The organism is Streptomyces sp. NPDC048436, assembly GCF_043200355.1.
GTDB lineage: Bacteria > Actinomycetota > Actinomycetes > Streptomycetales > Streptomycetaceae > Streptomyces.
In genome coordinates this window covers 920,622-943,546 of sequence record NZ_JBICXP010000001.1, presented here as the reverse complement: position 1 = coordinate 943,546, position 22,925 = coordinate 920,622, and the positions used below count along the sequence as shown (strand labels likewise).

Genomic DNA, 22,925 nt, shown 5'->3' with positions numbered 1-22,925 from the left:
TCAAGTTGCGCGGTGGTGTGTCGCATATGTTCGGCCGTTGGCTGGGAGACCGTACGAACCGAGCCGGTCGGGCAGGGGGACCCTTGTCCGCCGTGCGGGTTCCGCCCAGTGCGGGGGTCCTCAGCTGCCGGGTGCTCGACCCCGTCAACGTGCCCGTGCGGCACGCGGAGTTCGCAGTGAGCGATGCTATGGGGCGCAAGGTCGTCGGTGGGGGCCTTGACCCGTTCGGTTCGTTCGTCGCGACGGTCCCTGCCGGTGAGTACCGCCTGGCGGTCTCGGCGGAAGGGTTCACGCCGTACCGGGCGGACGCCACGGTCGGGGAGAGCGCGCATGCCTCGCTCGGTGACGTCATGCTCCAGATCGCCAAGCCCCCGGCGCTGCCGGAGGCCGGTGACTGGGAGATCGACCCCCTGCACTCCTCGATCGGCTTCAGCGCGCGGCACATCGGGCTCGCCCGTATCCACGGGCGGTTCAACAGTTTCGCGGGGGCCATACGCATGGGCGAGCGCATGAAGGACTCCGCGATGCATGTCGTCATCGACGCGGCCTCCATCGACACCGCCGTGAAGATGCGCGACGACCACCTGCGGTCCGGTGACTTCCTCGACGTGGAACGCTTCCCGACGATGGAGTTCTACAGTGACCGCTTCGTGCACAAGGGCGGCAGCCGCTGGGCGATCACGGGAGGCCTGACGCTGCATGGTGTGACGCGCACGGTCACGCTGGACACCGAGTACCTCGGAGTCGGCCACGGCATCGAGGGCGAGACGCGTGCCGCCTGCCGCGCCACCACCGAGCTGCACCGCGACGACTTCACGATCACCTGGCAGACGATGCTCGCCCGCGGCATAGCGGCGGTCGGCCCCAGCATCACGATCGACCTCGACATGCAGATCGTGCCCAAGAGTTAAGAGTTAAGAGCTAAGAGCTGAGAGCACTGGAACCGGGCCCTCAGGGAGCTTCGAGCCAGCCCTCGTGCTCCGCAGCCAGTTCGTCGAGCTCCGCGCGGTCCAGGCGCCGCTCGGGGTCCTCGACCACGACCAGCCACTGGGCGTCCTCGGCGTCGTCCTCGCCGGCCAGGGCGTCACGGACGAGCTGAGGCTGCTCGCGGACGCCGAAACGGTCGGGGAGCTCTTCTGCCACTTCCTCCGCGGCATCGCGGTCGGGCAGCACCAGGACATGTCGTACGTCGGTCACCTGCCCATTCTCCGGCACGGGGCGAGCCGCCCGAGAACCGGCCACCCCCCCCGCCACGCCCCCCGCCGGCCGGACCGCACGGGTGGACCGTGCGCACGGGCCGGGCTGTCAGTGCCGCGTGGGATGCTTGACCGCGATGGCCAGGAAGACAGATACCGCCGACCCGCTCGCTCCTCTCACGCTCGCCGTGGGCCAGGAGGACCTCCTCCTCGACCGCGCCGTGCAGCAGGTGATCGCCGCCGCCCGCGCCGCCGACGCCGACACGGACGTGCGCGACCTCACATCCGACCAGCTGCAGCCCGGCACGCTCGCCGAGCTGACCAGTCCCTCGCTCTTCGCCGAGCGCAAGGTCGTGGTCGTACGCAACGCGCAGGATCTGTCGGCCGACACGGTCAAGGACGTCAAGGCGTATCTCGGGTCGCCGGCCGAGGAGATCACCCTCGTCCTGCTGCACGCGGGCGGGGCCAAGGGGAAGGGCGTGCTCGACGCCGCCCGCAAGGCGGGAGCCCGTGAGGTCGCCTGCCCCAAGATGACCAAGGCCGCGGACCGGCTCTCGTTCGTACGGAGCGAGTTCCGCACCCTGGGGCGTTCGGCCACGCCCGAGGCGTGCCAGGCCCTGGTGGACTCGATCGGCAGCGATCTGCGGGAGCTCGCCTCAGCGGTGTCCCAGCTGGTGGCGGACGTCGAGGGCACGATCGACGAGGCGGTCGTCGGCCGCTACTACACGGGCCGTGCCGAGGCCTCCAGCTTCACCGTGGCCGACCGTGCCGTGGAGGGGAGGGCGGCCGAAGCGCTCGAAGCGTTGCGCTGGTCCCTGTCGACCGGTGTCGCCGCGGTTCTGATCACCAGCGCTCTTGCGCAGGCCGTCCGGGCGATCGGCAAGCTCTCCTCCGCGCGGGGCGGGCGGCCCGCCGACCTCGCCCGTGAGCTGGGCATGCCGCCCTGGAAGATCGATCGGGTGCGGCAGCAGATGAGGGGCTGGACGCCGGACGGAGTGGCCGCCGCGCTTACCGCTGTCGCGGCGGCCGATGCGGGGGTCAAGGGCGGAGGGGACGATCCGGAGTACGCCTTGGAGAAGGCCGTCGTCGCCGTTGCCCGCGCGGCGCGGGCGCGCCGCTGAGGGCTTCGCCCCGGGGCGCCGAGACGGGGGAGCCTAGGCGCCGAGAGGCTTCAGTCGGTTCGGAACCCGCAGGTAGTCCGTGGCTGGCCGCGCAGTTCCCCGCGCCCCCAAAGGGGCGCCCCCGGACACAGCAATGCCCCCGGAGTGGGCCGGGGGCATCGTCGCAGCGTGGCGTACTGCGTGGTCTGTCCGCGATTCGAGGTAGAGGGCTCGAATTACCCTCGCGGGAGGATTGATCAGCGCCCCGGCGAACCGGGGCAAGGGGTTCAGCCCTGGAGGGACGCGACCTTCGAAGCAAGCGCCGACTTCTTGTTGGCGGCCTGGTTCTTGTGGATGACGCCCTTGGAGACGGCCTTGTCGAGCTGACGCGAAGCCTCACGCGTCGCCTCGACGGCCTTCTGGGTGTCACCAGCGGCAACGGCCTCACGGGCACGGCGGATCGCGGTCTTCAGAGAAGACTTGACCGCCTTGTTGCGCTGACGCGCCTTCTCGTTGGTCTTGATCCGCTTGATCTGGGACTTGATGTTCGCCACGAAAGAGCCTTTTCAGGTTCAGGTACTGCAGAGGTACTGCAGATGAGTTTCTTTTTGACTTGTGCCTCAGTGCTGAGAGGGCAAGGAGACACAGCTGCCCAGATTACCAGCCGCTCCCCGGCCGGCCCAATCCGGGCCCGGCTCCCCACCCCGAGCGGCCCACACCGGGACCGGTGCCTCACCCGTGGGACCATGGAACCTACGTATAGATCCGACCCGAGGCGACAGGCGCCTCAAGAGACAGGACCCTGCGTGCCCGCGATCCCTAAAAATGTGCCCGCGCCGAGCCGTACCGACCCGGCTCTGATCCGTAATTTCTGCATCATCGCGCACATCGACCACGGCAAGTCCACGCTTGCCGACCGGATGCTCCAGCTGACCGGTGTGGTCGATCAGCGGCAGATGCGTGCTCAGTACCTCGACCGCATGGACATCGAGCGCGAGCGCGGCATCACCATCAAGTCCCAGGCGGTGCGTCTGCCCTGGGCCCCCTCGGAGGGCCCCGAGAAGGGCAAGACCCACGTTCTCAACATGATCGACACCCCGGGGCACGTGGACTTCACGTACGAGGTGTCGCGCTCGCTGGCGGCCTGTGAGGGCACGGTCCTCCTCGTCGACGCGGCGCAGGGCATCGAGGCGCAGACTCTCGCCAACCTCTACCTGGCGATGGAGAACGACCTCAAGATCGTCCCGGTACTGAACAAGATCGACCTGCCGGCCGCCCAGCCGGAGAAGTTCTCCGAGGAGCTCGCCAACCTCATCGGGTGCGACCCGGACGACGTGCTCAAGGTCTCGGCGAAGACCGGCATGGGCGTCGAGGCGCTGCTCGACAGGGTCGTCGCCGAGGTACCGCCGCCGGTCGGCGTCGCCGACGCGTCCGCGCGCGCGATGATCTTCGACTCGGTGTACGACTCCTACCGAGGCGTCGTGACGTACGTACGAGTCGTCGACGGCCAGCTCAACAAGCGTGAGCGGATCCGGATGATGTCCACCGGCGCCACCCACGAACTCCTCGAGATCGGTGTCTCATCGCCCGAGATGACCCCGGCCGACGGCATCGGCGTCGGCGAGGTGGGCTACATCATCACCGGCGTGAAGGACGTGCGTCAGTCCAAGGTCGGCGACACGATCACCTCGCTGCACAAGGGCGCCACCGAGGCGCTCGGCGGCTACAAGGACCCGAAGCCGATGGTGTTCTCGGGTCTCTATCCGCTGGACGGCTCGGAGTACCCGGACCTGCGCGAGGCCCTGGACAAGCTGCAGCTCAACGACGCCGCGCTCGTGTACGAGCCGGAGACATCGGCCGCTCTCGGCTTCGGTTTCCGCGTCGGCTTCCTCGGCCTGCTGCACCTCGACGTGATCCGCGAGCGGCTCGAGCGCGAGTTCGGGCTCGACCTCATCGCCACCGCTCCGAACGTGGTCTACCGCGTGGTCATGGAGGACGGCGCCGAGCACACGGTCACCAACCCGAGCGAGTTCCCCGAGGGCAAGATCGACGAGGTCTTCGAGCCCGTCGTGCGCGCCACGCTCCTCGCGCCGAGCGAGTTCATCGGCTCGATCATGGAGCTGTGCCAGAACCGGCGCGGCACCCTGCTCGGCATGGACTACCTCTCCGAGGACCGTGTGGAGATCCGCTACACGCTGCCCCTCGCCGAGATCGTCTTCGACTTCTTCGACCAGCTGAAGTCCAAGACGCGTGGTTACGCCTCGCTGGACTACGAGCCCACCGGCGAGCAGTCGGCCCAGCTCGTCAAGGTCGACATCCTGCTGCACGGCGACAAGGTCGACGCCTTCTCGGCCGTCACGCACAAGGACGCGGCATACGCGTACGGGGTGCGCCTGGTGGCCAAGCTGCGTGAGCTCATCCCGCGTCAGGCCTTCGAGATTCCCGTGCAGGCCGCGATCGGCTCCCGGGTCATCGCCCGCGAGACCATCCGCGCCATCCGCAAGGACGTCCTCGCCAAGTGCTACGGCGGTGACATCTCCCGTAAGCGCAAGCTGCTCGAGAAGCAGAAGGAGGGCAAGAAGCGCATGAAGATGGTCGGCTCCGTCGAGGTGCCGCAGGAAGCCTTCATCGCGGTGCTCTCCAGCGACGACAGCGGCCCGGGCAAGGCCAAGAAGTAACCCGGGCCGGGGTCGGAGCGGGTGTCGGGGCCGCAGCCGGGGCCGGGCCGGAAAGCACCATCCGTCCCGCCCGGCACGGACGGCACACCGGCATCACGGAACCACGGACAGGCATCTCAACGGGGTCCGTCGCGCTCTTGCGCGACGGACCCGTTCTGTATGAAGTGACAGGCAGAAGCCCCTTACGCGCCGGGCCTCGGCGCTCTACTCTGATCACTGCTCGTAGGTTACTCGCAAGTTAAACAAGAAGCCGCGGCCCACCGCCGCGGCCAACGGCCGCAGCTCACCGCCGTGGCCGTCAACCGCAGCCAGTCACCAGCAGCCGCCAGCCAGTCGCCGCACTGTCGTGGGCCCGGAGGATGTCGTGAGCGACACACAGACCTTGATCGAGAACCGTCCGCCGTCCGTGGCGCATCTCTTCCTGGAGCGCGTGGCGGCGACGCCCGATGCCGAGGCCTACCGCTATCCCGTGCCGGCTGCCTCAGGCGAAGGCCCCGACGACTGGAAGTCGCTCAGCTGGGGCCAGGCCGCCGAGCGTGTCTACGCCATCGCCGCGGGCCTGATCGAGCTCGGCATCGCGCCCGAGGAGCGGGTCGCGCTCGCCTCGTCCACGCGGGTCGAGTGGATCCTGGCCGACCTCGGCATCCTCTGCGCCGGCGCGGCGACCACCACGGTGTATCCGCAGACCAACGCCGAGGAGTCCACCTACATCCTGGCCGACTCCGGCAGCCGGATCCTGATCGCCGAGAACGCCGAGCAGCTCGCCAAGGCGCGCGAGAAGCGGGCCGAGCTGCCCGAGCTGCGGCACGTCGTGGTGATCGACGCCGAGGGCGCGGGGCCCGCCGAGGGCGACCCCGACGGCTGGGTGCTCACGCTCGCCGACCTGGAGGCACGCGGCGCGGCCCACCTGGAGAAGAACCCGGAGCTGATCAAGGAGCGGGTCGCGGCGATCACCGCCGAGCAGCTCGCCACGATCATCTACACCTCCGGCACCACGGGCCGCCCCAAGGGAGTGCGCCTGCCGCAGGACAACTGGTCGTACATGGCCAAGGCCATCGCGTCGACCGGTCTTCTAGGCCCGGACGACGTGCAGTACCTCTGGCTGCCGCTCGCACACGTCTTCGGCAAGGTGCTGACCTCCGGGCAGATCGAGCTCGGGCATGTCACCGCCGTCGACGGCCGCGTCGACAAGATCATCGAGAACCTGCCGGTGGTGCAGCCGACGTACATGGCCGCCGTGCCGCGCATCTTCGAGAAGGTCTACAACGGGGTCGCGGCCAAGGCACGGGCCGGCGGCGGCGCCAAGTACAAGATCTTCCTGTGGGCCGCCGACGTCTCCCGCGAGTACGCGAAGGTCAGCCAGGACAACTTCCGCAGGACCGGCACCGCCTCGGTGCCCTTCGGGCTCGGCGCCAAGCACAAGGTCGCCGACGCGCTCGTCTACTCCAAGCTGCGGGAGGCCTTCGGCGGCCGGCTGCGCGCCGCCGTCTCCGGCTCGGCCGCGCTCGCTCCCGAGATCGGCTACTTCTTCGCCGGCGCGGGCATCCACATCCTGGAGGGCTACGGCCTCACCGAGTCCTCCGCGGCCTCCTTCGTCAACCCCGGCGAGGCCTACCGCACCGGCACCGTCGGCAAGCCGCTGCCCGGCACCGAGGTCCGGATCGCGGACGACGGCGAGATCCTGCTGCGCGGCCCCGGCATCATGGAGGGCTACCACGGGCTCGCCGAGAAGACGGCCGAGGTCCTGGAGTCCGACGGGTGGTTCCACACCGGGGACATCGGCGAGCTCTCCGCGGACGGCTATCTGCGGATCACCGACCGCAAGAAGGACCTGATCAAGACCTCCGGCGGCAAGTACATCGCGCCCGCCGAGGTCGAGGGCCAGTTCAAGGCAGTCTGCCCGTACGTCTCCAACATCCTGGTGCACGGCGCCGACCGGAACTTCTGCACCGCCCTCATCGCGCTCGACGAGCCGTCCATCCTTCAGTGGGCCAAGGAGAACGGCCTGAGCGGCAAGAGCTACGCCGACGTGGTCGCCGCCCCGGCGACGGTCGAGCTCGTCGAGGGCTATGTGAAGCAGCTCAACGAAGGTCTCCAGCGCTGGCAGACGGTCAAGAAGTTCAAGCTGCTCCCGCGTGATCTCGACATCGAGCACGGCGAACTGACGCCCAGCCTGAAGCTGAAGCGCCCGGTCGTCGAGCGCGAGTACCAGCACCTGATCGACGAGATGTACGCGGGCTCGCGCGAGGCCTGAGCCGCAAGTCCCCTGCGCGGGCGGGTCAGTCGCCCCGCCCGCGCCGCATCTCCTTCACCAGCTCCTCCATGTGCGTCACGTGGTGGCGCAGTTCGAACACGTCCTTGAGGCTGCTGGCGGCCATGTGTGCCTCGATCGCCGAGAGGCGGGCCGCCAGCTCGTCGAACTGCTGCTGATCGCGCTCCAGGATCTTCTCCAACTGCTGGTTCTTCCGGTGCAGTTCGAGGAAGACGGTGACCTTGGCGCGCAGCACCCAAGGGTCGAAGGGTTTGGTGAGGTAGTCCGCGGCGCCCGTCGCGTAGCCGCGGAAGGCGTAGCCCGCGTCGTTGTCGGTGCCCGTCAGGAAGATGATGGGCACGTCCTTCGTCTGGTCGAGCCGCTTGATGTTCGACGCGGTCTCGAAGCCGTCCATGCCCGGCATGCGGACGTCCAGAAGGATCACGGCGAACCGTTGCCTCAGGAGCGCCTTCATGGCCTCCTCGCCCGAACGGGCGCGTACGAGTGGTTCGTTGAGTGACCCCAGGACGGCTTCGAGCGCCATCAGGTTGTCCTCCATGTCATCGACAAGGAGGATGCTCGCGCGGTTGTCCTTCATGACCTGTGTGCTCATGGTGGCAGTGCCTCACTCAGTCGTCGGCTCAGCAGCGGTCTGCCCATGAGCGGCTGCCGGTTCCGGAACAACGGTCTCTGTTGTGGCGGGTGCGGCCTGCTCCGCGGCACCCCCACCCACGCCCCCGCCCACGCCGTCACCCGCGCTCTCTGGGGCGAGGAGCGAGCAGGCGACGGTGAGCAGTTGGTCCACGTCCACGGGCTTGGGCACGTAGTCGCTGGCACCCTGCTCGATGGCTTTCTCGCGGTCGCCGGGCATCGCCTTGGCGGTCAGCGCGATGATGGGGAGGCCGGTCCAGCGCGGGGTGCGGCGGATCGCGGTGATGGTTTCGTATCCGTCCATCTCCGGCATCATGATGTCCATCAGGATGAGATCGGTGTCGGGGTTGCGCTCCAGCGTCTCGATTCCCTCACGGCCGTTCTCCGCGTAGAGGACGGGCATACCGACGCGGCTCAGCACATGAGTGAGCGCGAAGACGTTGCGGATGTCGTCGTCCACGATGAGGACGCGGCGCCCGCGCAGTACCCGGCCCGCGGGGCCTTCCCGGTACTCCTCCAGCTTGGTCGGTGTCGGCCAGCTGTCGTCCTGCTCGCGGAACGCGTGCGGGGTCATGACCGCCTCCTCCTCCGGGTCCGAGGGAGGCATGATCGGCCTTGTCGCCTCGTACGCCACCGCGGCGGGCCCGTGCCCCGGGTGCACCACGGGCACGAACAGCGTGAAGGTGGAGCCCTGCCCCGGGTTGCTCTCCGCGGTGATGCGCCCGCCGAGGAGCCCGGCGATCTCGCGGCTGATGGAGAGGCCGAGTCCGGTGCCGCCGTACTTGCGGTTGGTGGTGCCGTCGGCCTGCTGGAACGCCTCGAAGATGGCCGGGAGCTGGTCGGCGGGGATGCCGATGCCGGTGTCCTTGACGGCGAAACAGAGCAGGTCGCTGCCGTCGTGGTGGCGCCGCTCGGCGTGCTTGACGCGGCTCACGCGCAGTTCGACGCGGCCGGTCGCGGTGAACTTGACCGCGTTCGACAGGAGGTTGCGCAGGATCTGCTGGAGCCGCTGCTCGTCCGAGAACATCTCACGCGGCACGTCCTCGCCGACCGACACGTCGAAGGCGAGCCCGCGGTCGAGGGTGAGCGGACGGAACGTCGCGTGGACGTAGTCGAGGACCTTGATGAGGGGGAGCTTCTTGGGGCGTACGTCCATCCGGCCGGCCTCGATCTTCGACAGGTCGAGGATGTCGTTGATGAGCTGGAGGAGGTCCGAGCCCGAGCGGTGGATCGTCGTCGCGAACTGCACCTCCTGGTCGGAGAGATGGCTGTCGGGGTTGTCGGAGAGCAGCCGGGCCAGGATGAGCAGGGAGTTCAGCGGGGTGCGCAGCTCGTGCGACATGTTCGCGAGGAACTCCGACTTGTACTGCGAGGAGGTGGCGAGCAGCGCCGCCTTCTCCTCGAGTTCCGCGTTCGACCGCTGCAACTCCGCCTGCTGGAGCTGGAGTTCGTCCGAGCGGTCCTGCAACTGGGTGGCCAGCCGCTGGGACTCGCTGAGCAGTGATTCCGTACGGGAGTTGGCGATGATCGTGTTGATCGCGACGCCGATCGTGCTCACGAACTGGTCGAAGAACGCGAGGTGTACATCCGAGAAGCGGGAGAACGTGGCCAGCTCGATCACGCCGAGCAGCTTGTCCTCGAAGAGGATGGGGATGATCACGAGGCTGGCGGGGGCGGCGTCCCCGAGCCCGGAAGTGATCTTGATGTAGTCGGTCGGTACCTCGTCGACGAGGATCCGCTTCTTCTCAAGCGCTGCCTGGCGCACCAGACCGTGCGCGGGCATCGCGCCGGTGTCGACGACCGAGCCCTGCGCGGAGCCGTACCCGGCGATGAAGGCGAGCCCCTTGACCGGGGGCGTCTGCAGCGTCGTGGCGTCCCCGGCCTCCGGGTCGGCGAGGAAGAAGGCGCCGTACTGCGCGTTCACCAGCGGGGTCAGCTCGCGCAGGATCAGGTCGGCGACCTCCATCAGGTCACGGTGGCCCTGCATCAGACCGGCGAGACGGGCGAGGTTCGACTCCAGCCAGTCCTTGGCGCGGGTGGTCTCGCGGAGGTTGGAGACCATGACGTTGATGTTGTTCTTGAGCTCGGAGACCTCGCCGCGGGTCTCGACCGTGATGGAGCGGGTCATGTCGCCCTGCGCCACCGCCGAGGCGACCTCGGCGATCGCGCGCACCTGGGTGGTGAGGTTCAGGGCGAGCTCGTTCACGTTCGTCGTCAGGCGCTTCCACGTGCCGTAGACGCCCTCGACCCTTGCCTGGCCGCCCAGTTGACCCTCGGAGCCGACCTCGCGGGCCACACGGGTGACCTCGGAGGAGAAGGAGGACAGCGTGTCCACCATGGTGTTGATGGTGGTCTTCAGTTCCAGGATCTCGCCGCGCGCGTCCACGTCGATCTTCTTGGAGAGGTCGCCCTGGGCCACCGCCGTCGCGACCTGCGCGATGTTGCGGACCTGGCCGGTGAGGTTGTCGGCCATGTAGTTGACGTTGTCGGTGAGGTCCTTCCACACCCCCGATACGCCGAGCACCTGGGCCCGCCCGCCGAGCCGGCCGTCCGTGCCGACCTCACGGGCCACCCGGGTCACCTCGTCGGCGAAGGCACGCAACTGCTCCACCATCGTGTTGACGGTGTCCTTCAGCTCAAGGATCTCGCCGCGCGCCGTCACCGTGATCATCTTGGAGAGGTCGCCGTTGGCGACGGCCGTGGTGACCTGGGCGATGTTCCGCACCTGTGAGGTGAGGTTCAGCGCCATGAAGTTGACGTTGTCCGTGAGGTCCTTCCATACGCCGGACACGCCGCGCACCTGGGCCTGACCGCCGAGGTTGCCCTCGGTGCCGACCTCGCGGGCCACGCGGGTGACCTCGTCGGCGAAGGCGGACAGCTGGTCCACCATCGTGTTGATGGTCGACTTCAGTTCGAGGATCTCGCCCTTCGCCTCGACCGTGATCTTCTTGCCGAGGTCACCCTGGGCGACGGCCGTCGACACCAGCGCGATGTTCCGCACCTGTGAGGTGAGGTTGTCCGCCATGAAGTTGACGTTGTCGGTGAGGTCCTTCCATACGCCGGACACGCCGCGCACCTGAGCCCGGCCGCCGAGGTTCCCTTCCGTGCCGACCTCGCGGGCGACGCGGGTGACCTCGTCGGCGAAGGCGGAGAGCTGGTCCACCATCGTGTTCACCGTCGACTTCAGCTCCAGGATCTCGCCCCGGGCGTCGACGGTGATCTTCTGGCTCAGGTCGCCGTTGGCGACGGCGGTGGTGACCTGGGCGATGTTCCGCACCTGAGAGGTGAGGTTCGACGCCATGAAGTTGACGTTGTCGGTGAGGTCCTTCCACACGCCGGACACACCGCGGGCCTGCGCCCGGCCGCCCAACTGACCCTCCGTGCCGACCTCGCGGGCGACACGCGTCACCTCGGCCGCGAAGGCGGAGAGCTGCTCGACCATCGTATTGACGGTCAGCTTCAGTTCGAGCAGCTCGCCCGTCGCCTCGACCGTGACCGTACGTGTCAGGTCGCCCTGCGCCACCGCCGTCGTCACCAGGGCGATGTCGCGCACCTGGGCGGTGAGCCTCGCGGCCATCGTGTTCACGGCCTCGGTCACGTCCCGCCAACTCCCGGAAAGCCCCCGCACCTTGGCACGCCCGCCGAGGCGCCCCTCCGTGCCGACCTCGCGGGCGACCCGGGTGACCTCGCCCGTGAAGAGCGACAACTGGTCCACCATCGTGTTCACCGCGCGGCCAAGACGCCGCAGGTCGCCCCGCAGCTCGCGGGAGCCGTCGTGCAGGTCGACACGCTGGGTGAGGTCACCGCCCGCGACCGCGTTCAGGACACGTGTCGCGTTGGCCGCCGGGGCGACCAGGGCGTCGAGCAGGGAGTTGACGTCCCGCACGCGCGTGGCCCAGCTGCCGTGCCCCGGACTCGCGGAGAACCGCTCGTCGAGGTGCCCGTGACGGATGATCTCCCTGCGTACGCGGGCCAGTTCACCGTCGAAGTGGAGAGAGCGGTCCAGCATCTCGTTGAAAACCGTGTGCAGCTCGGCCGTCAGGCCGTCGCCGGTCACCGAGACCTTGGTGAAGTCCCCGTCACGCGCGGCCCGCATGGCGGCGAGGAGGGGGCGCAGATCGGAGCTCGCTTCCGGGGCGGTCTCCGGGATGTTCTCTACTGCCGCGTCCGTGGCGGACCCGGTGCGTGACGTGGGTTCTGGTGCCGGTTTCGGGGCCGGAATCCGACCGTAACCGAGCGCGGGCATAGCACTGTTCTCACTCATAACGGCCCACTTCAGTAACTCGGTGCTTATGGGCGTGGCCAGTCTGTCACTCTGTCCGTGTCGCCTGAGGCGTATTCGACCGAACTGCTCAGGAGCCGAAACGTGGGGTCCATTCCGATGCAACGGGAGACCACTTTCCGTGCCTCCGCCCAACCGGGACACCAACCTGGACCCCCGGCGGTGGTGCGCACATCACTGCCCGGAAACTCTCTTGCGCCCGCCGCCGCGCGCAGGTTCGTGCGCGCGGCGCTCGCCGACTGGACCGAGCTCGCGGTGCCCGCGGCCGTGGGCATCACCGACCGCCTGGCGGACGACGCCGTGCTCCTGGCCAGTGAACTCGTGACGAACGCGGTCGTGCACGCGGGCACCACGGTCGAGCTGATGTGCCGCCTCGACGAGGCGGGCCTGGGAGAGAGCGCCGACAGCCTCGTCATCGAGGTCTCCGACCACCACCCCGCCCGCTCCGTCCGCAACGAACCCGCGCCCCAGCCGCCCGGCACCCCCGAGTACGGCAGGGGCCTGCGGCTCGTCGCGAGTCTCTCCGAGTCCTGGGGCATCACCTACCGAACGGGCACCAAGGCCGTCTGGGCCCGCCTGCCCGTCGACGGCGTCCCGGCCGCCGGCCAGGAACTCCAGTCGTACGCCAACGAACAGGCCCAGCAGCGCGGAGTGCGCGCCGCCGAGATCCTCGCGCCGCTGCCGAATCGGATCGCGCACGACACGGAGTGGGTCAACCGCGGCGCGCTCTCCTTCCTCGCAGAGGCGTCCGATCTGCTCGCGGGCCAGTTCGACGAGGACCTCGTGGCGGCGCTCGCCGGGCAGCTGCTCGTGCCGCGGCTCGCGGACTGGTGCGCGGTATGGCTCGACGACGAGTCCGAGGTCGGCGGACGCGGCGACGGCAGAGGGTTCTCCGGGACACGCCTCGCCCGCGTGTGGCACACCAGCGAGCAGCGGATAGAGGAACTGCGCCGGGCCCTGGAGAAGGACCCGCCGCAGCTGCCCGCCTTGGCCGGATCGGGAGCCGTCCCCGTGCGCTGGCCCACCGAGGCGCTGGCCGGTGAGGCGCCCGGCACGGCCCTGGCGTACCGCCTCACGGCGGGCGGGCGCTCGCTCGGCACGCTCATCATCGGGCGGGCCGGGACGGTGCGCTTCGCCGACGAAGTCACCGGCCTCATCGAGGACTTCAGCCGCCGCGTCGCGCTCTCCATCAGCGCCGCGCGGCGCTATCAGCGGCAGGCCACCATCAGCCAGGTCCTCCAGCGCGGCCTGCTGCCGAGTTCCGTCGCGGAGATCCCCGGGGTGCGCAGCGGCGTGGTGTACGAACCGCGGGACAAGGGCGGCCCCGGCGGAGACTTCTACGACGTGTTCCAGGCCGGCAAGGGCCGCTGGTGCTTCGCGCTCGGCGACGTACAGGGCAAGGGCGTCGAGGCGGCCGTCGTGATCGGCCTCGCCCGGCCGTGGCTGCGGCTGCTCGCCCGCGAGGGGTACGAGGTCGCCGAGGTCCTCGACCGCCTGAACCAACTCCTTCTCGACGACGCGACCGAAGCGGCGGACGCGGCGGCCGCGGCGGTGGTCGCGGTGGCGGGCGGCCAGGGCGTGCCGACCGACGGGGCCACGTCCCGCTTCCTCTCCCTCCTCTACGGCGAGCTGGTGCCCATAGACGGAGGCGGCATCCGCTGCACCCTGGCCAGCGCCGGACATCCGCTGCCGCTCGTGCTCTCCCCGGACGGGACGGTGCGGGAGCCGGTCTCGTCCCAGCTGTTGCTCGGGGTGATAGACGACGTGACGTACACGAGCGAGACCTTCGACCTGCGGACGGGCGACACGCTGCTCTGCGTCACGGACGGCGTGACGGAGCGCCGCACCGGCCGTCACATGTTCGACGACGAAGACGGCCTCGCGACGGCGTTCGCGAGCTGCGCGGGCCTTGACGCGGTGCTGGTGGCGGAGCGGATCAAAAGGCTGGTGCACGAGTTTTCTGATCGGCCGCCGGATGATGATCTGGCGGTGCTCGTGTTGCAGGCGCAGTGATTTCTGCGCGCCGGGGGCGGTGGAGGGGGCGGGCTGCTTTGTGGGGCGGGGCGCTGGTCACCTCCTAGGCGGCGTTCGCTTCTCCGGCGGTGCGGGACAATCGAAGGTATGCCTTCCGCACTGCCTGATGGTGAGCCCATGCCCGAGGACGGGGCGCTTCCCGCGTCCGCCCTTCAGGGGGCAGAAGCCCGTCCGCTCGGCTTCTACCTCCACGTTCCGTACTGCGCCACGCGCTGCGGCTACTGCGACTTCAACACCTACACGGCGACGGAGCTGCGCGGCTCCGGCGGTGTGCTCGCCTCACGCGACAACTACGCGGACACCCTGACCGACGAGGTGCGGCTCGCCCGCAAGACCCTGGGGGACGACCCCCGCCCCGTACAGACCGTCTTCGTCGGAGGCGGTACGCCGACGCTGCTGGCCGCGGCCGATCTCGTCCGCATGCTGGCGGCCGTCCGCGAGGAGTTCGGCCTCGCGGACGACGCGGAGATCACCACGGAGGCGAATCCGGAGTCGGTCGATCCGGCGTATCTGAGCGAGCTGCGCGAGGGCGGCTTCAACCGGATCTCCTTCGGGATGCAGAGCGCCAGGCAGCACGTACTGAAGGTGCTCGACCGCACACATACGCCCGGGCGGCCCGAGGCATGCGTGGCGGAGGCGCGGGCGGCGGGCTTCGAGCACGTCAACCTGGACCTCATCTACGGCACCCCCGGAGAGACCGACGACGACTGGCGGGCCTCGCTTGACGCGGCAATCGGAGCCGGGCCCGACCACGTCAGCGCCTATGCGCTGATCGTGGAGGAGGGCACGCAGCTGGCGCGGCGTATCCGGCGGGGCGAGGTCCCGATGACGGACGACGACGTGCACGCGGACCGGTATCTGATCGCCGACGAGGTGCTTGGCGGCGCGGGATTCTCCTGGTACGAGGTGTCCAACTGGGCCACGTCCGAGGCGGGCCGGTGCCTGCACAACGAGCTGTACTGGCGGGGGGCCGACTGGTGGGGGGCCGGGCCGGGGGCCCACAGCCATGTCGGGGGCGTGCGGTGGTGGAACGTGAAGCATCCCGGGGCGTACGCCGGGGCGCTGGCCGCCGGGCGGTCGCCCGGGGCCGGGCGGGAGGTGCTTGCCGCGGAGGACCGGCGGGTGGAGCGGGTACTGCTTGAGCTGCGGCTCCTTGAGGGGTGTCCGCTGACGCTGCTGCGGCCGGCCGGGCTTGAGGCTGCGCGCCGGGCCCTGACGGAGGGGCTCCTGGAGGCCGCCCCTTACGACGAGGGCCGGGCTGTGCTGACCCTGCGGGGGCGGTTGCTGGCGGACGCGGTGGTGCGGGACCTGGTGGACTGAGGACGCCCCCGGCCCCCCCGGCTCACGCGCACCGCAGATCACCGGCTCCGCCGAGTTCGTCCTCAAACGCCGGACGGGCTGAAAATGGCTTGGCTGCGGCCCTGGCGATCAGGCTGTGCTGCGTGGCAACCGAACGCGCACCCCGGTGATCAGGTCGCGCTACGGGGCAATCGGGTGGGTGGGAGGGAAAAAATCCGCCGCGAAGCGGGCGGGCTAGGGGAGTGTCACGAAGTCGATCAGTTCCTCCACGCGGCCCAGCAGCGCAGGCTCAAGATCCCGGTAGCTGCGCACCGAGCCCAGGATCCGCTGCCACGCGGCGCCCGTGTTCAGGGGCCAGCCGAGCGCCTCGCACACGCCCGTCTTCCAATCCTGTCCGCGGGGGACCCGGGGCCACCCCGCGATACCCACCGAGGACGGCTTCACCGCCTCCCACACGTCGATGTACGGATGCCCCACCACCAACGCGTGCGCACTGCTCACCTCCGCCGCGATCCGGGACTCCTTCGAACCCGGCACCAAGTGGTCCACCAGGACACCGAGCCGCGCGTCGGGGCCCGGAGCGAACTCCGCGACGATCGCGGGGAGGTCGTCGATGCCCTCCAGATACTCGACGACCACGCCCTCGATCCGCAGGTCGTCGCCCCACACCCGCTCGACGAGTTCCGCGTCGTGGCGGCCCTCGACGTAGATCCGCCCCGCGCGGGCGACCCGGGCCCGCGCCCCCGGAACGGCCACCGACCCAGAGGCGGTACGAGAGGGACGTACAGGAGAAGTAGCCGTCGGGCGGACCAGCGTCACCGTCCGGCCCTCCAGGGCGAAGCCCCCCGGCACCATCGGAAAGACGCGGTGCTTGCCGAAGCGGTCCTCCAGGGTCACCGTCGGCCCCTCGGCGGTCTTCTCGCAGCGGATCACCGCCCCGCAGAACCCGGTGCCCAGCTCCTCCACCACGAGGTCCGCCTCCGCGGCGACCTCCGGCACAGGCTTCGGCTTCTTCCAGGGCGGGGTGAGATCGGCGGAGTACTGGCGCATTTTCCCGACGATAGGAAGAAGAAGCGGGAGGCCGGCTACGACACGCCGAAGCGAGCCGCCAGAGTGGCGCGCTGCGCACGGACAAAAGCCGCATCGACCACCGCACCATGCCCCGGCACGTACAGCGCGTCATCCCCACCCAGGTCGAGCAGCCGGTCGAGCGCCGCCGGCCACCGCTTCGGCACCGCGTCATGGCCCGCCTGCGGTTCCCCCGACTCCTCGACCAGATCACCGCAGAAGACGATCTCCGGGGTGTCCGCGGTGCCGGGCACCAGGACCGCCAGGTCGTGGCCCGAGTGGCCAGGACCCACGTTCGCCAGCAGCACCTGCACCCCGCCGCCCAGGTCGAGCGTCCACTCCCCGCACACCAAGTGGTGCGGGCGGACGAGCAGATCGGCGGCCTCCGCGGCGGCGTCCGGCGCGACCCCGTGCCGCAGGGCCGAGGCGCGCAGCTCGTCGCGGCCCTTCGCGAGGAGCATGTCGAGGCCGACCGCGCCGTACACCTCCACGCCCGCGAACGCCGCCGCCCCCAGCACATGGTCGAAGTGCGGATGCGTCAGGGCGAGGTGGGTGACCCGCCGCCCGCCGCCGAGGATGCCCCGGGCCTGGGTGCGCAGCTCCGCACCCTCCCGCAGGGTCGCGCCCGCCTCGATCATCAGGGCCGACGTACCGCCGACCACGAGCCCCGCCGTGCAGTCCCAGACCGGCAGACGCCTCCGCCCCACATGCGGCGCGAGCCGCTCCCAGCCCGCCTCGTCCCATCCCAGTGCCACGTCCATGAGTCGACGCTAGCCCGGTGCGGACGGCTGGGCAGCCGCTCTGCTGCCCGGCCCTTGCCCAGGTCGTACCTCACGGCCGTACACTGGGCGCGGCGAAGACTGGCACTCGCCCGAGGTGAGTGCCAGGCGAAGCCCAAGGGCAGACAGGATTCAGGCCGGAATCAGGCAGGAATCAGGGCGAAGAGGTGGAGGTGTGCGCGGATGCTCAGTGAACGCAGGCTCGAGGTGCTGCGCGCCATCGTCCACGACTATGTCGGTACCGAGGAGCCCGTCGGCTCCAAGGCGCTGACCGAGCGGCACAGCCTGGGGGTCTCCCCGGCCACCGTCCGCAACGACATGGCGGCGCTTGAGGAGGAAGGGTTCATCGCCCAGCCTCATACGAGCGCGGGACGCATCCCGACCGACAAGGGGTACCGCCTCTTCGTCGACCGGCTCGCGGGCGTCAAGCCGATGGCGGCGCCGGAGCGCAGGGCGATCCAGAACTTCCTGGACGGCGCCGTCGACCTCGACGACGTCGTCGCTCGTACGGTGCGGCTGCTCGCGCAGTTGACCCGGCAGGTCGCGGTCGTGCAGTACCCCTCCCTCACGCGCTCGACGGTGCGGCATGTGGAGCTGCTCTCGCTGGCTCCCGCCCGCCTGATGCTCGTACTGATCACGGACACGGGCCGGGTCGAACAGCGCATGATCGACTGTCCCGCCCCGTTCGGTGAGACCTCGCTCGCCGATCTGCGGGCGCGGCTCAACAGCCGCGTAGCCGGCCGCCGCTTCGCGGACGTGCCGCAGCTGGTGCAGGACATGACGGAGTCCTTCGACGCCGAGGACCGGGGCACGGTGGCGACCGTGCTCTCCACGCTCCTCGAAACCCTCGTCGAAGAGACCGAAGAACGGCTGATGATCGGCGGAACGGCCAATCTCACCCGCTTCGGGCATGACTTTCCCCTCACCATCAGGCCCGTCCTCGAGGCCCTTGAGGAGCAGGTCGTCCTGCTCAAGTTGCTTGGCGAGGCCACCGATTCGGGCATGACCGTACGGATCGGTCATGAGAACGCCCATGAGGGACTCAGCTCTACTTCCGTGGTCTCCGTCGGCTACGGTTCGGGCAGCGAGGCAGTAGCCAAGCTCGGCGTGGTCGGACCGACCCGCATGGACTATCCGGGAACGATGGGAGCAGTACGCGCAGTGGCACGTTACGTCGGACAGATCCTGGCGGAGTCGTAAGTGGCCACGGACTACTACGCCGTACTAGGCGTGCGCCGCGACGCTTCCCAGGACGAGATCAAGAAGGCCTTCCGGAGGCTGGCGCGTGAGCTTCACCCGGATGTGAATCCGGATCCGAAGACTCAGGAGCGCTTCAAGGAGATCAACGCCGCGTACGAGGTGTTGTCGGACCCGCAGAAGAAGCAGGTCTACGACCTCGGCGGCGACCCGCTGTCCCAGGCGGGCGGCGGCGGTGGTGCGGGCGGTTTCGGGGCCGGTGGCTTCGGCAACTTCTCGGACATCATGGACGCGTTCTTCGGGACGGCGTCGCAGCGCGGCCCCCGGTCGCGCACGCGCCGTGGCCAGGACGCCATGATCCGGCTCGAGATCGACCTGGACGAGGCGGCCTTCGGGACCACCAAGGACATCCAGGTCGACACGGCGGTCGTCTGTACGACCTGCAGCGGTGAAGGTGCCGCGCCGGGTACGTCCGCTCAGACGTGTGACATGTGCCGCGGTCGCGGCGAGGTGTCGCAGGTCACGCGGTCGTTCCTCGGCCAGGTCATGACCTCGCGGCCGTGCCCGCAGTGCCAGGGCTTCGGCACGGTCGTGCCCACGCCCTGCCCCGAGTGCGCCGGCGACGGCCGCATCCGGTCGCGGCGGACGCTCACCGTGAAGATCCCCGCCGGTGTCGACAACGGCACGCGGATCCAGCTCGCGGGCGAGGGCGAGGTCGGCCCCGGTGGCGGCCCCGCCGGTGACCTGTACGTGGAGATCCACGAGCTGCCGCACGCCGTGTTCCAGCGGCGCGGGGACGATCTGCACTGCACGGTCACCATCCCCATGACGGCCGCGGCTCTGGGCACCAAGGTGCCCCTTGAGACGCTGGACGGTCTGGAGGAGGTCGACATCCGGCCGGGCACGCAGTCCGGCCAGTCGGTGCCGCTGCACGGCCGTGGCATCACGCATCTGCGCGGCGGCGGTCGCGGTGACCTCATCGTGCACGTCGAGGTCCTCACACCGACGAAGCTCGACGCCGAGCAGGAGCGGGTACTGCGGGAGCTGTCGGCGCTGCGCGGCGAGGAGAGGCCTACCGGGCAGTTCCAGCCGGGGCAGCAGGGTTTGTTCTCGCGTCTCAAGGACGCGTTCAACGGCCGTTGAGGTTCTGGTGCTCCGGCACGGGGGTTGGTTCCCCGGTGCCGGAGCACTGTTGATTCCTGCGGGGTATCGGGCGGGTGGGCGGGAAAGTCTGTTGCCCGCCGCAGGCGCCCGCGGGCCCGGCGTCAGGGCGATTCGGCCGCCCGGCCAGGGCATGGCACGATGCGTTCATGTCCTCCGCGCTGACCGATCTCTGCCACTATCCGATCGTGCAGGCCCCCATGGCGGGAGGCGCTTCGTGCCCTCAGCTCGCCGCGGCTGTCTGTGAAGCCGGGGGGCTCGGGTTCCTCGCCGCCGGGTACAAAACCGCCGACGGGATGTACCAGGAGATCAAACAGCTGCGGGGGCTCACGAGTCAGCCCTTCGGCGTGAATCTCTTCATGCCGCAGCCCGAGTACGCCGACGCCGCCGCGATCGACGTCTACCGCAGCCAGCTCGCCGGTGAGGCCGCCTGGTACGAGACGCAGCTCGGGGACCCGGACAGCGGACGCGACGACGGCTACGACGCCAAGCTCGCGATCCTGATGGACGACCCGGTGCCGCTCGTGTCGTTCACCTTCGGGTGCCCCACGCGTGACGTCTTCGACGCCTTCGCACGGGTCGGCACGATCACCGTCGCCACGGTCACCACGCCCGAAGAGGCGCAGACCGCCCAGTGGTCCGGCGCGGACGCCGTATGCGTACAGGGCATCGAGGCCGGCGGCCACCAGGGCACGCACCGCGACAACCCCGAGACGGACGGCGCTGGGCTCGGCCTTCTCTCGCTCATCGCGCAGGTGCGCGAGACCGTGCAGATCCCGGTCATCGCCGCCGGCGGCCTGATGCGCGGCTCGCAGATCGCCGCGGTCCTCGCGGCGGGCGCGGACGTGGCGCAGCTGGGCACGGCGTTCCTCGTCTGCCCCGAGTCGGGCGCGAACGTCCTGCACAAGCAGGCCATGACCAATCCGCTGTTCACCCGCACCGAACTGACCCGCGCCTTCTCCGGGCGCCCCGCGCGGGGCCTGGTCAACCGCTTCATGCGCGAGCACGGGCCGTACGCCCCCGCCGCTTACCCCCAGGTCCACCACCTCACCAGCGGCCTGCGCAAGGCCGCTGCCAAGGCAGGTGACGCGCAGGGCATGGCGCTGTGGGCCGGGCAGGGGCACCGCATGGCGCGGGAGCTCCCGGCCGGGCAGCTGGTGGAGGTCCTGGCCGCCGAACTGGCCGAGTCGAAGGCCGCGTCGGCGGCCGGAGGGCAGCAGGGGAACCAGCCCGGAAACCAGCCGGGGAGTCAGGCATGACCGCGCCCGTCTTCGTCGTCGAGACTTTCGAGGACGCCGACGCGGGCGGCGACGGACGCTACGTACTCGGTGGCCCCGAAGGGCGTCACGCCGTCTCCGTGAAGCGGCTGCACGCCGGTGAGGACGTCGTCCTGACCGACGGCGCCGGACGCTGGGCCGACTGCGTGGTCATGGACACCGAGGGCAAGGACCGGCTGATCCTGCGGATGGACTCCGTACAGGAGGAGGCGCCGCAGGAGCCCCGGATCACCGTCGTGCAGGCGCTGCCCAAGGGCGACCGCGGTGAACTCGCCGTCGAGACGATGACGGAGACCGGCGTCGACGCGATCGTGCCCTGGTCCGCGTCCCGCTGCATCACGCAGTGGAAGGGCGAGCGCGGCCTCAAGGCGCTCGGCAAGTGGCGGGCGACCGCGCGCGAGGCGGGCAAGCAGTCCCGCCGGGTGCGGTTCCCCGAGGTGGCGGAGGCGGCGTCGACCAAGCAGGTCGCGGCGCTGCTCGCCGCGGCCGACTTCGCCGCAGTCCTGCACGAGGAAGGCAGCGAACCGCTGGCCACGGCGGGACTTCCGCAGGCCGGGCGCATCGTCCTGGTGGTCGGTCCCGAGGGCGGAGTGTCCCCGGACGAGCTCGCGGCCTTCGCGCAAGCCGGAGCGAAGCCGTACCGCCTGGGGCGTAGCGTGTTGCGTACGTCGACCGCGGGGACGGCGGCGGCCGCACTGCTCCTCGGCCGCACGGGCCGCTGGTCCTGAATCCCCGCTCCGGGTGGAGCCCAGGTCGAGGAGGATGCCGTGGAACTGGCCCAAGTGCGGCTGCTCGTGACGGATTTCAGCGCCTGCTACCACTTCTACGCCGAAGTCCTCGGCCTCAAGCCGCAGTCCGGGGCGGTGGAGGGGCCCTATGAGAAGTTCAGCCCGGCGACCGGCTCCGCGGGCATCGCGCTCCAGGACCGCTCGATGATGGCCCGCTTCCTGGGCGGAACGGGTGAGCTGGGTGAGTTGGGTGAGTCGGGAGAACTGGTTGAGCCCGCGACCGGTCACCGCTCCCTGGTGGTGCTGCGGGTCGACGACCTCGACGCGTACTGCGCGCAGATCACCGAACGCGGCGGAACCATCGCACACGGCCCGACGCCGCTGACCGACCGCATGCGGGTCGCCCATCTCAAGGACCCCGAGGGGAACCTGGTGGAACTGCAGGAGTGGCTGCTGCTGCGCGGCTGAGGGCACCGCCTTCGAAGAGGACGCAAAGGGGACTGTCGTCGTGCGGCTCGTGGTGGCACTCTGCCGCCTATGGGGGCATTGAGGCGTTTACGTGATCATGCGGGGGGCTCGCGAAGCCGTCACCGGCGGGTGGTGTGTGCCGTCGCGCTCACCGGTGCCGGGGTGCTCGGGGCCGCCGCGTGCGACCCCGTCGACGGGGGCATGAACTCCGCGGCCATCGCGATCACCGTCGACCGGATGGGGACCAAGGAGCTGGAGCGGCAGCACCTCGACGTGCTGTGGGTCAGCTGTACCGCCACCTTCAAGGACAAGTCCACCCCGGCCGGTGGTACGCCGAAGCGCGACACCGTCGCCACCGTGGACTGCCAGGGGCAGGCCAAGGAGGGGAAGGGGCCTGGCGGCACCACGGACATCACCATCAAGGGCAAGGTGTGGAAGCTCGTCGACGGGCGGTGCGTGCGGGGGGACCTGACCGCCAAGGTCGGGGGCAAGGTGTGGTTCCGGGTGGACGTGCTGGGGGACTGCTCCGGGGGCGGCGGCGGTGGGAGCGACGGTGGGGGCGAGCCTTCTCATGAGCCGTCCCATCAGCCGTCCCATGAGCCCTCCCACGAACCCTCCGACCCCCCTGCCTCCCATCAGCCTCCCGCGCCCACCGTCACCGTGACCGTCACGGCCGATCCGCCGCCGCGGGAGCCGGACCCGACCTGCTCGTGCTTCAAGGGCAAGTGATCGAAAGCGCTGTCCGACTGCGCCGCT

At 69.8% G+C, this 22,925-nt stretch carries 18 protein-coding genes; 12 read left to right on the top strand and 6 right to left on the bottom strand.

Translation table 11 applies throughout. The features are described from left to right. Window positions 1–26 precede the first annotated feature (26 nt). Window positions 27–911: a YceI family protein gene (locus ACGFX9_RS04340; protein WP_393464336.1), complete on the top strand. Its 885-nt coding sequence runs from the start codon at window positions 27–29 to the stop codon at window positions 909–911. Window positions 912–951: 40 nt separating this feature from the next. Here ACGFX9_RS04340 and ACGFX9_RS04335 read toward each other — a convergent pair whose 3' ends face one another. After that, entirely contained in the window at window positions 952–1,197 is a 246-nt protein-coding gene (locus ACGFX9_RS04335) for a hypothetical protein (RefSeq protein WP_393464333.1), read from the bottom strand. 136 nt (window positions 1,198–1,333) lie between these two features. On the opposite strand from ACGFX9_RS04335, the gene holA reads away from it, so the two are divergent. After that, a complete protein-coding gene (gene holA / locus ACGFX9_RS04330) occupies window positions 1,334–2,317 on the top strand; it encodes a DNA polymerase III subunit delta (protein WP_393464330.1) in 984 nt (327 codons plus the stop codon). A gap of 266 nt (window positions 2,318–2,583) precedes the next feature. On the opposite strand, the gene rpsT is transcribed toward holA, so the two are convergent. Next, window positions 2,584–2,850, bottom strand: a complete 267-nt coding sequence (gene rpsT / locus ACGFX9_RS04325; protein ID WP_393464327.1) for a 30S ribosomal protein S20 — start codon at window positions 2,848–2,850, stop codon at window positions 2,584–2,586. Window positions 2,851–3,102: 252 nt separating this feature from the next. On the opposite strand from rpsT, the gene lepA reads away from it, so the two are divergent. Both lepA and ACGFX9_RS04315 read left to right on the top strand, forming a co-directional pair. After that, window positions 3,103–4,974 carry a translation elongation factor 4 gene (gene lepA, locus ACGFX9_RS04320; protein ID WP_393464323.1) on the top strand — a complete coding sequence of 624 codons (1,872 nt, stop codon included), beginning with the start codon at window positions 3,103–3,105 and terminating at the stop codon, window positions 4,972–4,974. A 364-nt stretch (window positions 4,975–5,338) separates the two neighbouring features. Next, a complete protein-coding gene (locus tag ACGFX9_RS04315; protein ID WP_393464320.1) occupies window positions 5,339–7,228 on the top strand; it encodes an AMP-dependent synthetase/ligase in 1,890 nt (629 codons plus the stop codon). Between the two features lie 25 nt (window positions 7,229–7,253). On the opposite strand, the gene ACGFX9_RS04310 is transcribed toward ACGFX9_RS04315, so the two are convergent. Both ACGFX9_RS04310 and ACGFX9_RS04305 read right to left on the bottom strand, forming a co-directional pair. Next, window positions 7,254–7,838 (bottom strand): two-component system response regulator, encoded by a 585-nt coding sequence (locus ACGFX9_RS04310; RefSeq protein ID WP_393464317.1) that lies wholly within the window; start codon window positions 7,836–7,838, stop codon window positions 7,254–7,256. 12 nt (window positions 7,839–7,850) lie between these two features. Next, window positions 7,851–11,972 carry a HAMP domain-containing protein gene (locus tag ACGFX9_RS04305; protein ID WP_393465635.1) on the bottom strand — a complete coding sequence of 1,374 codons (4,122 nt, stop codon included), beginning with the start codon at window positions 11,970–11,972 and terminating at the stop codon, window positions 7,851–7,853. A 285-nt stretch (window positions 11,973–12,257) separates the two neighbouring features. On the opposite strand from ACGFX9_RS04305, the gene ACGFX9_RS04300 reads away from it, so the two are divergent. Together ACGFX9_RS04300 and hemW are read left to right on the top strand one after the other, a co-directional pair. Next, window positions 12,258–14,171 (top strand): SpoIIE family protein phosphatase, encoded by a 1,914-nt coding sequence (locus tag ACGFX9_RS04300; protein WP_393465632.1) that lies wholly within the window; start codon window positions 12,258–12,260, stop codon window positions 14,169–14,171. Window positions 14,172–14,279: 108 nt separating this feature from the next. Beyond that, complete coding sequence (gene hemW / locus ACGFX9_RS04295) at window positions 14,280–15,512, top strand: radical SAM family heme chaperone HemW (RefSeq protein ID WP_393464314.1); 1,233 nt, start codon at window positions 14,280–14,282, stop codon at window positions 15,510–15,512. A 213-nt stretch (window positions 15,513–15,725) separates the two neighbouring features. On the opposite strand, the gene ACGFX9_RS04290 is transcribed toward hemW, so the two are convergent. Then, entirely contained in the window at window positions 15,726–16,541 is an 816-nt protein-coding gene (locus tag ACGFX9_RS04290) for a DUF3097 domain-containing protein (RefSeq protein ID WP_393464311.1), read from the bottom strand. A 35-nt stretch (window positions 16,542–16,576) separates the two neighbouring features. Beyond that, on the bottom strand, window positions 16,577–17,320 hold the full coding sequence (locus ACGFX9_RS04285) for an MBL fold metallo-hydrolase (protein WP_393464308.1): 744 nt from the start codon (window positions 17,318–17,320) through the stop codon (window positions 16,577–16,579). Window positions 17,321–17,521: 201 nt separating this feature from the next. Here ACGFX9_RS04285 and hrcA point away from each other — a divergent pair, with 201 nt between their 5' ends. The 6 genes from hrcA (at window position 17,522) to ACGFX9_RS04255 (ending at window position 22,898) form a co-directional block, all read left to right on the top strand. Continuing rightward, window positions 17,522–18,538, top strand: coding sequence for a heat-inducible transcriptional repressor HrcA (gene hrcA / locus ACGFX9_RS04280; RefSeq protein WP_351160429.1), 1,017 nt, complete (start codon window positions 17,522–17,524; stop codon window positions 18,536–18,538). Beyond that, the gene (gene dnaJ, locus ACGFX9_RS04275) at window positions 18,539–19,678 is read left to right on the top strand and encodes a molecular chaperone DnaJ (RefSeq protein ID WP_393464305.1); all 1,140 of its coding nucleotides are present in this window, start codon (window positions 18,539–18,541) and stop codon (window positions 19,676–19,678) included. A gap of 167 nt (window positions 19,679–19,845) precedes the next feature. Beyond that, entirely contained in the window at window positions 19,846–20,955 is a 1,110-nt protein-coding gene (locus ACGFX9_RS04270; protein WP_393464302.1) for a nitronate monooxygenase, read from the top strand. Beyond that, entirely contained in the window at window positions 20,952–21,701 is a 750-nt protein-coding gene (locus tag ACGFX9_RS04265; RefSeq protein WP_393464299.1) for a 16S rRNA (uracil(1498)-N(3))-methyltransferase, read from the top strand. Before ACGFX9_RS04270 ends, ACGFX9_RS04265 begins: the two co-directional genes overlap by 4 nt. A 39-nt stretch (window positions 21,702–21,740) precedes the next feature. Further along, the gene (locus tag ACGFX9_RS04260; RefSeq protein ID WP_393464297.1) at window positions 21,741–22,169 is read left to right on the top strand and encodes a VOC family protein; all 429 of its coding nucleotides are present in this window, start codon (window positions 21,741–21,743) and stop codon (window positions 22,167–22,169) included. Window positions 22,170–22,301: 132 nt separating this feature from the next. Continuing rightward, window positions 22,302–22,898, top strand: a complete 597-nt coding sequence (locus ACGFX9_RS04255) for a hypothetical protein (protein WP_393464295.1) — start codon at window positions 22,302–22,304, stop codon at window positions 22,896–22,898. Window positions 22,899–22,925: the final 27 nt, after the last annotated feature.